Annotated in this window: 12 protein-coding genes; all 12 read right to left on the bottom strand. The window is 56.1% G+C overall.

Annotated features, from left to right (window positions below; translation table 11 throughout):
• Window positions 1-2: 2 nt before the first annotated feature.
• On the bottom strand, window positions 3-278 hold the full coding sequence (locus GN112_RS10445) for a hypothetical protein (protein ID WP_155310166.1): 276 nt from the start codon (window positions 276-278) through the stop codon (window positions 3-5).
• Between the two features lie 20 nt (window positions 279-298).
• A complete protein-coding gene (locus tag GN112_RS10440) occupies window positions 299-1,126 on the bottom strand; it encodes a universal stress protein (protein WP_155310165.1) in 828 nt (275 codons plus the stop codon).
• 64 nt (window positions 1,127-1,190) lie between these two features.
• Window positions 1,191-2,903, bottom strand: coding sequence for a chloride channel protein (locus GN112_RS10435; protein WP_155310164.1), 1,713 nt, complete (start codon window positions 2,901-2,903; stop codon window positions 1,191-1,193).
• Window positions 2,904-3,051: 148 nt separating this feature from the next.
• The gene (locus tag GN112_RS10430; protein WP_155310163.1) at window positions 3,052-3,732 is read right to left on the bottom strand and encodes a PTS sugar transporter subunit IIA; all 681 of its coding nucleotides are present in this window, start codon (window positions 3,730-3,732) and stop codon (window positions 3,052-3,054) included.
• 70 nt (window positions 3,733-3,802) lie between these two features.
• Complete coding sequence (locus GN112_RS10425) at window positions 3,803-4,927, bottom strand: mechanosensitive ion channel family protein (protein WP_155310162.1); 1,125 nt, start codon at window positions 4,925-4,927, stop codon at window positions 3,803-3,805.
• Between the two features lie 93 nt (window positions 4,928-5,020).
• A complete protein-coding gene (locus tag GN112_RS10420; RefSeq protein ID WP_155310161.1) occupies window positions 5,021-5,587 on the bottom strand; it encodes a response regulator in 567 nt (188 codons plus the stop codon).
• A 59-nt stretch (window positions 5,588-5,646) separates the two neighbouring features.
• Window positions 5,647-6,486, bottom strand: a complete 840-nt coding sequence (locus tag GN112_RS10415) for a CheR family methyltransferase (RefSeq protein ID WP_155310160.1) — start codon at window positions 6,484-6,486, stop codon at window positions 5,647-5,649.
• A 57-nt stretch (window positions 6,487-6,543) separates the two neighbouring features.
• Complete coding sequence (locus GN112_RS10410; RefSeq protein WP_155310159.1) at window positions 6,544-7,659, bottom strand: protein-glutamate methylesterase/protein-glutamine glutaminase; 1,116 nt, start codon at window positions 7,657-7,659, stop codon at window positions 6,544-6,546.
• A gap of 60 nt (window positions 7,660-7,719) precedes the next feature.
• The gene (locus tag GN112_RS10405) at window positions 7,720-8,178 is read right to left on the bottom strand and encodes a chemotaxis protein CheW (RefSeq protein WP_155310158.1); all 459 of its coding nucleotides are present in this window, start codon (window positions 8,176-8,178) and stop codon (window positions 7,720-7,722) included.
• A gap of 46 nt (window positions 8,179-8,224) precedes the next feature.
• Window positions 8,225-11,455 carry a hybrid sensor histidine kinase/response regulator gene (locus tag GN112_RS10400; protein ID WP_155310157.1) on the bottom strand — a complete coding sequence of 1,077 codons (3,231 nt, stop codon included), beginning with the start codon at window positions 11,453-11,455 and terminating at the stop codon, window positions 8,225-8,227.
• A 279-nt stretch (window positions 11,456-11,734) separates the two neighbouring features.
• Window positions 11,735-12,499 carry a succinate dehydrogenase/fumarate reductase iron-sulfur subunit gene (locus tag GN112_RS10395; protein WP_155310156.1) on the bottom strand — a complete coding sequence of 255 codons (765 nt, stop codon included), beginning with the start codon at window positions 12,497-12,499 and terminating at the stop codon, window positions 11,735-11,737.
• Window positions 12,496-14,409, bottom strand: coding sequence for a fumarate reductase/succinate dehydrogenase flavoprotein subunit (locus tag GN112_RS10390; RefSeq protein WP_155310155.1), 1,914 nt, complete (start codon window positions 14,407-14,409; stop codon window positions 12,496-12,498). The genes GN112_RS10395 and GN112_RS10390 overlap by 4 nt, the downstream gene beginning before the upstream one ends.
• Between the last annotated feature and the right edge of the window lie 65 nt (window positions 14,410-14,474).

The raw sequence follows: 14,474 nt of genomic DNA, 5'->3' as shown, positions 1-14,474 counted from the left end.
AATCAGCGCCAGTTTTTCTCTGCAACAATTTTGTACCTTCGGGATGTCGATCCGCCGGCATCGTCTTTTTGAATAATATTCCTTTCTTCCAGCCGGTTGAGTTCCTGCTCCAGGGAACCGATGCTGTCGTTCCACTTGTCGGTCAGTGCGTCCACGGTAACCGGGGCGCCGGCGTCTGCCACGGCGCAGCACAACAAATACAAGGATACGGTTTCGACGGCAAGATTCATGGAAAATATTTTCTGGCTCATGGTCGGTTCTATATGGTCTGCCTGCATACGGTTCTCCTTGGTTCTTTTCAGCCGGCAACCGTGTATTTGGGGCCGGCGATCAACAGGTTGTTGGAGATGGTGGATTGAATTTTCTCCATCATGCTGCCGAACATGATATCCCGGATAATTCCGTGGCCGTAGGCGCCGAGCACGACCAGCGCATCGTGGGGCACACTGAATAAATTGTCTTCGAAACGGCCTTTTTCAAAAAAGGTCCAGTCACCGAGGACATTGTTCAGCGGTACTGACAGATCCTCCTTCCGGACGATGCGCCGATAGGCATCGGCCGGCTGTTTTCCAACCTGGGTGTAAAGGTTCAGGCCGAGGCCGGTTCTATTTGCTATGCGGATGCCCAGACGCAGGGCGTTGACAGCGTTGGTCGAACCGCCGAAGAAAACGGCGACACTCTGCCAGGGCTTGTACACCGGGCTGGTAATGAGGACCGGGAAACGGGCCGATTGGATGATCCGCCGGACCCTTGGTCCGATATAGCCCAAACCGATTTTTGAAGAGAGATCGCTGATGCTCCGCGGGCAACACATGAACTCGAAACTGGTGGGAATGTCGGGGAGCGTCGACGCCGTATAGTTCTTCGGGGTGAAAAATTCAGGCCTGATCTTGACCGCTTCCAGCAGATCGGAGGCGTGGGCGATGGCCGTCTTGGGGTCCGTGAGGTAGGACGGATCCAGATCCACCTGAACCACGTCATTTTCGAAATACATCAAAAACTTGGTTGATTCAGGGATGTAAACCGTGGGGAGTACGCCCATCTTTTGGCAGAAATAGATGGACTGAAGCAGGGTTTCGCGACCCAGTGGCGTATTCCGGAATATGTGAAAGAGTTTTTGTGCCATAATTGGTCTCCTTTGTTTTTACTTCTCCACTCATCCTCCCCGCCTCAGGAGTTGTCCCGTGTGATTACGTTCGGCCGGTCTGGACCATCAGTTCTTTGCGGTAGCGATCCAGCAGTGTGGCTTTGGAAATCATCCCCTGGAAGCGCCCGTCCGACACCACCGGCATGCTGAAAAACCGGCCGTCGTCCATTTTCTGAAGGACGTCGGCCAAATCGTCGTACAAGGACGCGGTTTTTATCCGGGTATTCATCAACTGGCCGGTCAGCACGGCGTGGTGCATGGCCGAATCGAACAGGTAGGGGCGGATATCATCTAGTTGGATCATTCCAAGAAATCTGCCGTTGCGCCGGTCTTCCACGGGAAAGTAATTGCGGTGGGAGGCTTTGACAATGTCGATGAATTCGGCTAGGCGCATATCGGGATGGACACTGATGCAATCGGTCTCGAGAAGTTCCTCGATGCTCAGGTCGGTCAATACCCGGGCATCGGTTCCCGGGCGCAGCAACTGACCCTGCTCCACGAGATCTTTCAGATAGAAGGATGCCGGTTCAATATAATGGCAGAGGGTGGTGGCGATGGCCGAGACGACGATCAGCGGCAGAATGACTTCATAACCGCCGGTGATTTCGATAATCAGAAAAATACCGGTCAGCGGTGCCTGCAGAATGCCGCTGATCAGGCCGGCCATGCCGAGAAGGGCAAAGCAGCCTTCGTTGACCCAGAGAACCGACGGCCAGATCGTTGCGATCAGGCGATGAAAACTGAGGCCCACGAATGCACCGATTACCAGGCAGGGGGCGAAAATGCCGCCGGATCCGCCCCATCCCAGGGTTAGGGAGGTGACAACGATTTTCACCAGGGTAATGCCCGTGACCAGCAACAACCCGGCCGGAAAGCCGCCCTCAATGGCCGAGCGGATGGAGTGGTAACCTTCGCCGAGGACGTAGGGCAGAAAATAGCCGATGCAGCCGACCATGCTGCCGCCCATGAATGCACGTACCCATACCGGTACGGAAACGTGTGTTGACGCATGATGCAGGGTGCGCAGGACGCGGGTCAGGAGGATGGAGGCCACGGCACAGAAAATGGCCAGGCCCACGCAGGCCAGGATATCATTGAACTGGATATTGAAATCCCGGTGGGCGAAAACAATCTGGTTGCCCTTGAGCATCCGGCTGATTTCCGTGCCGGCCACGGCGGCGATGGCGATGGGGATAATGTTCATGGTGCTCCACTCGCCGAGAACCACTTCGACGGCGAAGACCATCCCTGAAATCGGGGCATTGAAGATGGCTGCAATAGCGCCGGCCGCACCACAACCCACCAGGGCAACCCGTTGGCGATCGTTAAGGGAGAAGGCCTGGGCGATGTTCGACCCGATGGCGGCACCGCTCATCACAACGGGCGCTTCGGGGCCGGCCGATCCACCGCTACCGATGGTCAGGCAGCTTGAGATCAGCCTTGAGAAACTGGATCGCAGGCGCAAAAGCCCCCCATAACGGGAGACCGCGTAAATGACTTCAGGTACGCCGTGGCCGGCGCCTTCGTTGACGATTTTATCGAGAAACAGGGACGAGAGGGCGGCACCGACACCAGGAAGGAAAACCGCCCACCAGTAAATCCGATAATGGTGCAGCCACTCGAGCATCGATTCCAGGCCGCGATTCAACAAAAGGGCCGCGATACCGCTGCAAATACCGACAATCACGGCGAAGACAATCAGCAGCAAACGGTCGTCCGATCTGAACAGGGACCAATTGCCGGGGTATTTCAGCATTTTAAAAAAACGTATCATGGGAAGCAGCTATAGCGTTTAAGATAATGTTTTTGGCAAGGCCAGAGGGAGGAAGCTGTATAACCCATACCGCGACGACCGATAACGCAGCCCAAAAACATTATCTTAAACGCTATGAAATTCATGGTGGTCAGATGTCGTCCAACTGCATTTCAGCGGATGAAACCCGGGAGAAAAGCGCTGCCGCTTCGGGCTGGGCCTTTAAAAACCGCACGAATTCCCTGTCCCGGATACAATAGGACAGCCTGGAGAGCAGATGCAGGTGGAGCTTGACTGTCGGGCTGATCAGCAGGAAGAGGACAAATACCGGCCGATCATCGATGGCGTTGAAATCAACCGGACGTTCCAGAAAACAGGTGCTGATGATTGCCTGCCCAGGCGGCTGGGAAAGCGGGTCCCGGGGATGGGGGATGGCAATCCCGTTGCCGATGCCGGTGGAGGCCAACTGCTCCCGTTCGATCAGCTTGTTGAATAGTTCTTCTCCTATGCCGGACGGGAGAACGTCCATACAAGCGACAGCCGATTTAAGGGCGCTGGTGGCATCTTGTCCGTCCACGTGATGATAGACCTTGCCCCGTTGCATGGCCGACGCCAGGGATTCAAGGGGTGCCGGGAGCAGATGGACCGGCGGCGTTTCATCCAGGGAAAAAGGCAGGTTGTGGGTGGCCGCCCATTTCTCCAGCGCGGGCTGGGCGAAAATCACATCCCTGCCGCTACGCTGAATGGGAATTCTTCCCTGGCGAATCCACCGTTCCAGCGTTGATACCGGAAGATCCAGTGCTCCGGCCACCGTTTTCATGGATAATTTCATGACTGCGTTCCGATCAGACCATTCCTGAAAATTTCAAAAACATAAAGACTATGCTGATTTGTTTAAATAATCAAGGGGCCGGCGTATCTTTTTTCGGTCGCGATGGGACTGGCGGGTGTCGGACAATGGTGATGTCCCGTTTGGGGTAGGGAATTTCAATGCCGTTTTGATCAAACACGGTCTTTACCGTGTCCGTCACATGGGAGATGGTGTCCATGCGCTTGCGGGCATCCTGAATCCATACCCGCAGCTGAAGGCCGACGGAGGAGTCGCCAAAATTTCGGACGACCACCTTGGGGGCCGGATGGGCAAGGATCCAGTCGGCCGTTTGCGCCGCCCGGATGATCAGTTGTTTGGCTTTGGCAATGTCCGCGTCATAGGCAATACCGATATTGACACGCACACGGATGGACGAAGAGAGAATGGTGTAGTTGACAATGTCCCGGGTCATGATTTCGTTGTTGGGAATAATGACCACGATATTGTCCGTGGTCTTGATCCGTGTCGCCCGCAACCCGATATCGATCACGTCCCCCCATGTGGCACTTCCGGCCGGTGCACTCCATACCTCGATGCGATCCCCGATTTCAAAGGGACGGTCGATGATCAGGAGAATCCCGGCAATGAGATTGGAGAGGGTGTCTTTGGCGGCAAAACCGACGGCGACGCCCATGACCCCGGCACCGGCAATAAACGGCATGACGTTGACACCCATGACGTCAAGGGCGATGACCACGGCCGTTGCATAGACGATGGCCCCGGAAAATTTGTTGAGCAAATCGATGACGATGTTGTCCAGGTTGGTTTCCGTGCGTGCGGCCAGGTTCTGTTCCAGATAACCCAGGACAATCAGCAGCAGGGACTTGATCGGCGTGGCGGCAATGACGATCAAGACCGCGTGGAACATTTTTTCAACGGCCGTGATGTGGAACAGCCGGATCCAGATCACCCCCACCATCCAGATCAGAACAATGCCGGTGATTTTGCGTAAAACGGCAAACAGTTCCCGTTTTACCTGAATGCGTTTCAGCAGATCGGCGTTGTTTTCCAAAAGGGTCAGGATGCGCTTGGCGATAAACCAGAAGATCGTACCGGCCAGAATCGTTAACGCGGCGCTGGCGGCACTTTTAGACAGGGACGCTTCGGTTCCGAAAAACGAAATCAGCCAGTCCAGATAGCGGGTAACGGATTCCATGGAGAAGTCGTTGGTATGGTTGATGAAAGCCGGTTGCACCGAGAAAAACAGGGGCCAACCGGCGCGCCAGGGAAATCAAACCGGCGGGCGCGCCTATTTGGACAGGGCCTCGATCGCCAGACGGATACGGGTCGCCGCATCCACGTCGGCTTTCATCAGTGCTGCTTTGATCGCATCCATGCGCTGCTTTAATTCGGCCACTGTGATTTCAAGATCCTGAATGGTTTCCGCAGAGGTCTTTTCGGTCACGTCCATGGCCTCTCGAAGATCGCTGGCATTCTTGACGAGCATTTTCAGGTTGTGGATTTTGTCCAGACGCAGGAAAAGCTCATCAAAGTTGATGGGTTTCTGCAGGTAATCCACAGCACCTTTTTTCATGGCCTCAATGGCATTGTTGACCGAGGCGTGGGCGGTGATCAGGATAACCTCGGTTTTTATGTTGTTCTGTTTGGATGCTTCCAAAACGCCGATGCCGTCCACACCGCCGGGCATCATCAGATCGGTGAGCACCACATCGTAAAATTGCTGCCCGATCTTTTCGACGGCCACGAGGCCGTTTTCGGCCGTATGGACAGTGTATTCCGCCGCCTCCAGACGTTTGGTAAAAAGGCTGCGGGTAACCGGATCGTCATCGACCACAAGAATTTTTAGGTTTGACATGGTTGTTTCCCCTTGATCGGATGGTCATCATGCCGCCACCGCCACCCGATGTTCGATGATCAACTGAGTTGATAGTAGACCGATCGCAAATGACGTTTGGGAACAAATCGCGGGCAGACACCGGTCAGTGACTCGGTGGATCCGATAAGCAGGTACCCGTCGGGCTCCAGTGCGTCGGCAATTTTATTGAACAGTTTTTTTCGATCCGGCAGTGTGAAGTAGATCGCCACGTTGCGGCAGAAAATAATATCAAATTTGCCCACGCCCACAAATGGTTGCATCAGGTTCATGCGACGGAACGTGGCCATGGCACGAATCTCGTCCTTGATTTTCCAGTTGCTGCCCGCCATGGTGAAATAGCGCTGCAGTTTTTCCCTGGGAAGCCCCCGTTCAATTTCAAATTTGTTGTAGCTGCCGGCACTGGCCTGGGAGACGGCGGCATCGGAAAGGTCCGTGCCGACGAGGGAGACTTTGGGACCGGTTCCGTTACCGAAAAGCTCTTTGATGACGATGGCGATGCTGTAAACTTCCTGTCCGGTGGAGCAGGCACTGCTCCAGATCTTAAGATTGGCAGCGCCAGGCCGGGTGCCTTTCGCGGATCTGGCGTCCACCAGTTCCGGCAGGATTTTGAATTTCAGCAGATCAAACGGGCTGGTGTCCCGAAAAAACAGAGTCTCGTTCGTGGTAATGGCATTGATAATTTTTTTTTCCAGTGTTTTGCGGGCATCTGATTTGGCCTTGTGGTAGAGCTCCGTATAGGATTTGCATCCTTCCTCTTCCAAAAGCTTTCCAAACCGGGTCTCCAGAAGATAGGCTTTGGAGGCATCGATGCTGATGCCCGATACATTGTAGATATAGCTGGAGAGAACTTTAATTTCTTCCGGTTTGATTTTTAGCATGTTCTCTTCCCCGTCACCCGGTGGGACTGTGATCCCCCGGATGCACTTTTTCAGAGACTATCCGATACGGACCGTTTTGACAATAGCGTCGGCAATCTGGTGTAAGGGCAGTACGGCATCGGCAAGACCGGTTTCCGCCGCTTCCTTGGGCATGCCGAAAACCACACAGGTGGCTTCATCTTGGGCGATAATCGAGGCGCCGTTCTGCTTCATCAATTTCAGACCCTGCGTGCCGTCGGACCCCATACCGGTCATGATGACACCGGTCGCCCGTCCTACATAATGGTCCGCCACAGAGCGAAAGAGATAGTCGACGCTGGGTTTACAGCTGTTTTCGGGCGGATCGTCGGTAATCTTGACCACCCGCGATTTCCCGTCGGCACCGGCCACGATTTTCATCTGTTTTCCGCCGGGTGCGATCAGCGCCGTGTTGGGCAGGATCGGCTCCCCCTGCTTGGCCTCCCGCACGGTGATTTTGCACTTTCCCGAAAGGCTGTTGGCCAGCGACTGGGTAAACATGGGGGGCATGTGCTGGACGATGACGATGGGCACGCCAATATCTTTGGGAATCATGGGCAGCATTTTGGCCAGGGCGTTGGGACCGCCGGTGGAAATCCCGATGGCGATGATTTCCGACCGGGATCGATTCGCGGATGACAGCAAGCGCCGGCGCGTCGTTGGTGCGGCTTTGCGTGGCAAAGCGGTCGCCGCCGGTTTGCCCGGACGGGCAATCGATCGGGTCACTCCCATAACTTTCGAACGTCGCCGGAAGGCGTGAAGCATGGGCACAATGGCATCAGCCACTTTTTTCCGGTTTTCCGCCATGGTACCGGACTGGGGTTTGGGAATGAAATCAAAGGCACCCAGCTCCAGCGCCTTCATGGTCATGGCCCCGCCTTCCTGGGTAAGGGTGCTGAGCATGATGGCACCGATGTGCGGAGCATGCTGCTGGATATGTCCCAGCACCTCGAGTCCGTTCATCTCCGGCATTTCAATATCCAGCGTGAGCAGGTCCGGCTTCAGGCTGGCCAGCTTGCTGATGGCGGCTTTTCCGTTGTGGGCCGTGCCCACCAGCTCCACGCCGGGAATGGCGGCCAGAACGTCACTGACGATTTTGCGGTACAGGACCGTGTCGTCGACAACCAACACGCGTAGCGGTTTGTTGCTATTCATCAAGATGCTACCCTCATCGCAGGTCGGAAGTTGTTGTTTCCCGGTAACCGGCAAGCCGGTTTACTTCTCGTTTTCCAGCACTTTGTCCACGTCAAGAATGCCGATCAGACGGTCTTTGGTCTTGAAAACACCCTTGAAAAACTTGCCTTGAACACCGCCGATGTTTGCCGGTGGTGATTCCACCTTATCCCAGTCCGCCTCGACCACATCGCTGATCCGGGTAACCAGCAGACCGATATATTCGCCCTTGGCGTTGACGATGATATTGCGGCTCATCTCACTCACGTCGGTGGCGCCAAGATTGAGCTTTTTCCCCAGATCGATGATGGTTACAATCTGACCGCGCAGATTGAGAATTCCCATAACATAGTCCGGAGCCTGGGGAACCGTGGTCATGTCCATCAGTTTGTTGATCTCCTGGACATTCAGAATGTCCATTCCACAAAGGGCCTTACCCACATAAAAAGTGGCCATTTCGACGGTTCGACGGGTCATTTTTTTTTCTTCCGATTTTGCCATTATCGATCTCCTCGGGGATGTCTGACGACGGTTGGCCCCAAATTGCCTACATGTTGCTCAGAAATCCGTAAATGCTGCGAATCAGTTTTTCCCGGTCCAGTTTGATCTGGTAGTCACTAATCCCCACCTTGCGGCCTTTTTCGATGTCCTCCTCGCCGGCAAGGGTCGTCAGCGCGATGACCGGAAGATGGGAAAAGGCGTTGCTCTCTTTGATGCGTTGGGTCAGCTCGAAACCGTTCATGTTGGGCATCTCGATATCGGTCACCACCAGCGAGATTTCGTCGGCATGCTCCTGCAACAGATCCCAGGCAATGGCCCCGTCTTCGGCTTCGATGACGGTGTAGCCTTCATCCTCCATATAGCTTTTTACCTGACTGCGGAAGAAGTTCGAATCCTCGGCAAAAAGGATCTTGGCGGCCTCGCCCTGGTCGTTGGTGGCCACCTCCATGACTTCAAACCATTCCGGACTCAGCGTCTGGACGATTTCATAGACGTCGATCATCAGGGTCGTGTGGTCGTTGATAATGGCGGACCCCATGATGCCGGCCTGCTTCAATGTCTGTCCATCCACATCCAGCGAGAGTTCGACGGCGTCTACCGGTCCAATGGCCAACAGGCCGATCTCCTTGCCGTTCAAAATAAAGACGATGACCAGAAGATCATCGACGTCGGCAAGGGGTTGGACCATGGCGACCTCATCCACAGAGAAGAGAGGCAGGCTGCCGCCCCGGTAGCGGATAATCCGTTTTCCACCGACGGTTTCGATGTCGGTGGATTTGATCTTCTCGATACGTTCCACCATGTTGAGCGGGGCGGCAAACTGTTCGTCTTCGGCACTGCGGAAGACCAGCAGACTCTGGCGATCCTTCTGTTCGAGAATTGCCCGCCGGTTTTCTTCGGCCACTTCGGCGGCCCGCGCAGAGCCTTCGATGGAGGTGAGCCCGGCCATTTGGGCCAGGTTGGCCACATCCAGAATCAAGGCGACCCGGCCATCGCCCATAATCGTTGCGCCGGCGTAGCCCTTGCATTTTTTAAGATCCCGGCCCAGCGGCTTGACCACGATCTCTTCGGAATCGTGAAGTTCGTCCACCACCAGGCCGTATTTCATGGCGCCGGTGGAGACCACCACAATATTCAACGCACTGGCGGCGTGAAAACGACGGTCTTCCAAACGCCGGTCGTCGTCGTGTTCGGATGCTGGCTCGGCGTCGCCGGATTTTTCTCCGGCGGCTTCCATGGGACTTTCTTTCGACCGTCGGTCGGCCAGTGACTGGCGACGATCCAACCGTTTTTTCCCGGTTTCCGGATCAATGAACACGGATTTCGTTTCGATCACCTCGGATAATTTGATCAGCGGCAGGAGATTGCCCCGCAGACGGACCACTTCCGCGTCGCCCACCCGCTCGATACGGTCCTTCACCTGATTGGCGGAGATGCGCAGCAACTCCTCCAGGTTGACCTGGGGGATGGCGTAGCGTTCAAGACCGGTCATGACGATTTGGCAGGGAATGATCGCCAGGGTCAGGGGCAGCTTGATCCGGATGGTCGACCCCTTACCTTGTTCGGAATCGATATCGATGATCCCACCGAGTTTGTCCAGGTTGGTTTTAACCACATCCATGCCCACGCCGCGGCCGGAGACGTCAGTGATCTTTTCCGCTGTGGAAAAGCCGGGCAAAAAGATCAGGTTGATGCGCTCTTTATCGGACATCACCTTGGCCTGGTCCTCGGAGATCAGTCCCTTTTCCAGGGCTTTCTGGGTCAGCACATGGCCGTCCAGGCCTTTACCGTCGTCAGCAATTTCGATGTTGACCTGACCGGCTTCGTGGTAGGCCTTGAGATAGATCTTTCCCTCTGGGGCCTTGCCGGCGCGTTGTCGCACATCGGGGGTTTCGATACCATGGTCGACGGCATTGCGTACCAGATGGGTCAAGGGGTCGCCGATGGCCTCGATGATGGTTTTATCCAGTTCAACGTCTTTGCCTTCCAGATGCAGATCGACCCTCTTTCCCAGCGTCTGGGAAAGATCACGCACCACGCGCGGGAACTTGTTGAAGACATTTCCGATGGACTGCATGCGGGTGAGCATGATGGCTTCCTGCAACTCCGAGGTAATCAGGTCGATGCGCTGACCGGCGATTTCGGCCCCCCGGTGATCTTCCGAACTCATGGACTGCAAGAGCTGGTTGCGGCTGAGGACCAGTTCCCCGGCCAGGGTCATCAACTGGTCCAGCAGGCTCACATGGACACGCAGGCTGGTGTCGGTCTCCACTTTTTTTGCCGGTGCCTTTTTCGGGCTACCCGCAGGTGGCGTTGGGGCGGCTGCGGGTGGCGGTGTTTGCGCACTGGCAACGGCCGCGGGTTTTTCCGGAATGGCGACCGGTTCGGGTTCCGGTTCTGGTTCGGCCACCGGTGTGCCCAGGGATTGGGTGGTCAGGTCTGACAGAACCTGATGGATCTGATGATCGGGGATTTCGAACAGGACGTTGATATCTTCCGGCTTCAGGATGGTGGCAAACAAAACGATCAGCGGCTCTGCCGCCTCGCCATTTTCGGGCGGCATGCCTTTCAGCGCATCGAGATCGGTGCTGCTGGCGATCAGGGTGCCGGTTTGCTCCATGTCCTCGATCACCGCTTCAACGGATTTTCCCTTGGCCACCACATCGCCTGCCAGATCGATCATTACCAGATAGACGAATTTGCCCTCGTCCATCAACGCATTGACCAGTTCCGGGTCCGCCTCGACCGAAGCGCTGTTATCCGCCGTGGCGATGGAAACGGTCTGGCTGTCGGCAGCTGGCGTGTCCGCGGTTTCCGCAGTGGCCGGCGGATCAACGGCGGTTTCGGCTATCGGCGGTGCTGCCGGTGCCGCAGGCGCTGCTGCAACCGGACGGCCTTCGGCAATGGCCTGAAGCGCCTCCGTGTGATGGGAAATATCCACGTCATTGCTGGTGAAGACATCGTTCATGAGGTCTTTGAGGGTGTCCGATGCGCCCAGCAGGATATTGATGATTTCCAACGTCGGCACCATCTCCCGACTTCTGATTTTGCCCAGAATGTTTTCCATTTCATGGGTCAAATCCTTGATCGTGGTCAGGCCCATGAATCCCGCACCGCCCTTAATCGAGTGTGCGGCCCGGTATACCTTGTTGACGAGATCTTCATCGATGTCGGCCCCGGCCTCTTCGATGGCCAGCAGATCGCTCTCGATATCCGCCAGGTGCTCAATCGATTCCTCCAGATACATCTGTAAAGTTTCGTCGTCTTGAATGGACATAATTGACTCCTTTTAAAGAGAATGGTGCGCTGTTGCCGGGCTTTGCCATATCAGCTGAGCATAATTGAATACTGTGACCTATATCTGCATACACCTGGGAAACTTTAGCTGTTTTTAAGGGCATGTGGCGATGGGAGAGCCAATGTCCGGCGATTTTTTGCGGCGAAAAAGGGACGGGGGGGAAGAAAGGGCGCTTAAAAAGGAGCCCGGGCCGCCAATCATCAGGAAAGTCAATTCCCGGCGAGGATGGAGCCCTCCCCGCCGGGAAAATCGAATGGACTACATGGATCCGGAAAGGAAACTGCTTTTCAGATACTCCCGGTTCAAGCGGGCGATGTTGGTGATGGAGATTTCCTTGGGGCATTCGGCTTCACATTCGGTTTCATTGGTACAATTGCCGAAACCCAGCGCATCCATGGTGCGGACCATATTCAAAGCGCGTTTGGCGGCCTCGGGACGTCCCTGGGGCAAAAGGGCCAGCTGGGAAACCTTGGCACTGGTGAACAGCATGGCCGACGCATTGGGGCAGGAGGCCACACAGGCCCCGCATCCGATGCACTGGGCCGCATCCATGGCCAGGTCGGCCATCTCCTGGGAAACCGGAATGGCATTGGCATCCTGGGCACCGCCGGTACTTACCGAAATGTAGCCACCAGCCTGGATAATTTTGTCCAGGGCACTGCGATCCACGGCCAAATCCTTGATTACCTTGAAGGCCATGGCCCGGAAAGGTTCGATGGCAATGGTGTCGCCGCTTTCAAAGTGGCGCATGTGCAGTTGGCAGAGGGTGGTTCCTTTTTCTGAACCATGCGCACGGCCGTTGACCACGCAGCCGCACATGCCGCAGATGCCCTCCCGGCAGTCATGGTCAAAGGCGATGGGCTCTTTTCCGTCGACGGCCAGCTGTTCGTTGACCACATCCAGCATTTCAAGGAATGACATGTCCGTCGATATGTTATTGGCGTGGTAGGTTTCAAACCGCCCCTTATCCTTCGCCCCTTTCTGGCGCCACACTTTGAGTGTCAGATCGATGGTCTTTGTCACTTGTAACTCCTTTGCGTAAGTTTGACGTTTTCAAATGCCAAAGGCTCTTTGTGAAATGCCGGCGGCTTTCCATCACCTGTATATTCCCAGGCGGCCGCATGGCAGAAATTGTCGTCATCGCGAAGGGCCTCATTCTCTTCGGTCTGGTAACGTTCGTTGAAATGACCACCGCAGGATTCCTGACGGTCCAGGGCGTCGATGAGCATCAGTTCGGCAAATTCCAGGAAGTCGGCTACGCGGCCGGCCCGTTCCAGGCTTTGGTTGAAGTCAGCCGAGTTGCCCGGGATCTTCACATTTTTCCAGAATTCATCCCGCAGTTCCTGGACCATCTTCTGCGCCATGGCCAGTCCCTCATTGGTGCGTGCCATGCCGCAGTATTCCCACATGATGCGTCCCAGGTGTTTGTGGAAATCATCCACGGTGCGTTTGCCGTTGATCCCCAGCAGGCGATCAATGCGGCCGGTGACGATTTTTTCCGACTCGTCAAAGGCTTTGTGGCCGGTGGTAATGTCCGCCTTGGGCGTTCCGGCCAGATAACCGCCGATGGTGTAGGGCAGGACGAAGTACCCGTCGGCCAACCCCTGCATCAACGCGCTGGCACCCAGGCGGTTGGCGCCATGGTCGGAGAAGTTGGCTTCGCCGAGGACGAAAAGGCCGGGCAGGCTGCTCATCAGGTTGTAATCCACCCACAGGCCGCCCATGGTGTAGTGGATCGCCGGGTAGATCATCATGGGGGTTTCGTAAGGGTTGTCGGCGGTGATTTTTTCGTACATCTGAAACAGGTTACCGTATTTTTTCTCGATCACGTCCTTGCCGTCGCGCTGGATCGCATCGGCAAAATCGAGGTAGACGGCCAGACCGGTTTCGCCCACGCCCTTGCCCTGGTCACACTGCTCCTTGGCGTTGCGTGAGGCCACGTCCCGGGGAACCAGGTTTCCGAAGCTGGGGTACTTGCGCTCCAGATAGTAGTCGCGTTCCGCCTCGGGAATCTGGTCGGGCGTCCGTTTATCCCCCGGATTCTTGGGCACCCAGACCCGGCCGTCGTTGCGCAGGCTCTCGCTCATCAGGGTCAGTTTGCTCTGGTAGCTGCCGTGAACCGGGATACAGGTGGGGTGAATCTGGGTAAAGCAGGGATTGGCGAAAAAGGCGCCTTTTTTATAGGCCCGGTATGCAGCGGTCACATTGGACGCCATGGCATTGGTGGAGAGAAAAAAGACGTTGCCATAGCCGCCGGTGCACAGCACCACGGCATCGGCCGCATGGCGCTCGACTTCGCCGCTGATCAGGTTACGCACGATGATGCCCTTGGCATGGCCGTCGACAACGACCACATCGAGCATTTCCCGGCGGGGAAACATCTTTACTTTTCCTGCCGCCACCTGCCGCATCATGGCGCTGTAGGCGCCCAAGAGCAGTTGCTGTCCGGTCTGGCCGCGGGCATAGAACGTTCTGGACACCTGGGCGCCGCCAAAGGAGCGGTTGGCCAGAAGGCCGCCGTAATCCCGGGCAAAGGGGATTCCCTGGGCCACACACTGGTCGATGATGTCGTTGCTCACCTGCGCCAGGCGATAGACATTGGCCTCACGGGCCCGGAAATCGCCGCCCTTGACCGTATCGTAGAAGAGCCGCCAGATGCTGTCGCCGTCGTTGGGATAGTTCTTCGCCGCGTTGATGCCGCCCTGGGCCGCAATGCTGTGGGCCCGGCGCGGGCTGTCCTGAATACAGAAGGTCTTGACGTTGTAACCCAGCTCGGCCAGGGTGGCCGATGCCGATCCGCCGGCCAAGCCGGTGCCGACGACAATAATATCGAATTTGCGCTTGTTGGCCGGATTGACCAGCTTCAGTTCAAAACGGTGCCGATCCCATTTCTCGGCGATCGGTCCTCCGGGAATTTTTGCATCAAGTGCCATGGTATTTCCTTTCTGGACTTAGTTAGGGGTGCGATGGCCCCGTTGCGTGGTTATCCAATGGCCGC

Origin of the sequence: Desulfosarcina ovata subsp. ovata, assembly GCF_009689005.1 — a bacterium.
Lineage (GTDB): Bacteria > Desulfobacterota > Desulfobacteria > Desulfobacterales > Desulfosarcinaceae > Desulfosarcina > Desulfosarcina ovata.
Note: the sequence above shows the minus strand (reverse complement) of the source record. Positions and strands in the feature narration are given on the sequence as shown.

Coding starts and splice junctions, on each gene's coding strand:
- GN112_RS10400 (WP_155310157.1), bottom strand. CDS start 11,455: ATGTCCATTCAAGACGACGAAACTTTACAGATGTATCTGGAGGAATCG.
- GN112_RS10415 (WP_155310160.1), bottom strand. CDS start 6,486: ATGCTAAAAATCAAACCGGAAGAAATTAAAGTTCTCTCCAGCTATATC.
- GN112_RS10390 (WP_155310155.1), bottom strand. CDS start 14,409: ATGGCACTTGATGCAAAAATTCCCGGAGGACCGATCGCCGAGAAATGG.
- GN112_RS10445 (WP_155310166.1), bottom strand. CDS start 278: ATGCAGGCAGACCATATAGAACCGACCATGAGCCAGAAAATATTTTCC.
- GN112_RS10405 (WP_155310158.1), bottom strand. CDS start 8,178: ATGGCAAAATCGGAAGAAAAAAAAATGACCCGTCGAACCGTCGAAATG.
- GN112_RS10425 (WP_155310162.1), bottom strand. CDS start 4,927: ATGGAATCCGTTACCCGCTATCTGGACTGGCTGATTTCGTTTTTCGGA.
- GN112_RS10430 (WP_155310163.1), bottom strand. CDS start 3,732: ATGAAATTATCCATGAAAACGGTGGCCGGAGCACTGGATCTTCCGGTA.
- GN112_RS10440 (WP_155310165.1), bottom strand. CDS start 1,126: ATGGCACAAAAACTCTTTCACATATTCCGGAATACGCCACTGGGTCGC.
- GN112_RS10435 (WP_155310164.1), bottom strand. CDS start 2,903: ATGCTGAAATACCCCGGCAATTGGTCCCTGTTCAGATCGGACGACCGT.
- GN112_RS10410 (WP_155310159.1), bottom strand. CDS start 7,659: ATGAATAGCAACAAACCGCTACGCGTGTTGGTTGTCGACGACACGGTC.
- GN112_RS10420 (WP_155310161.1), bottom strand. CDS start 5,587: ATGTCAAACCTAAAAATTCTTGTGGTCGATGACGATCCGGTTACCCGC.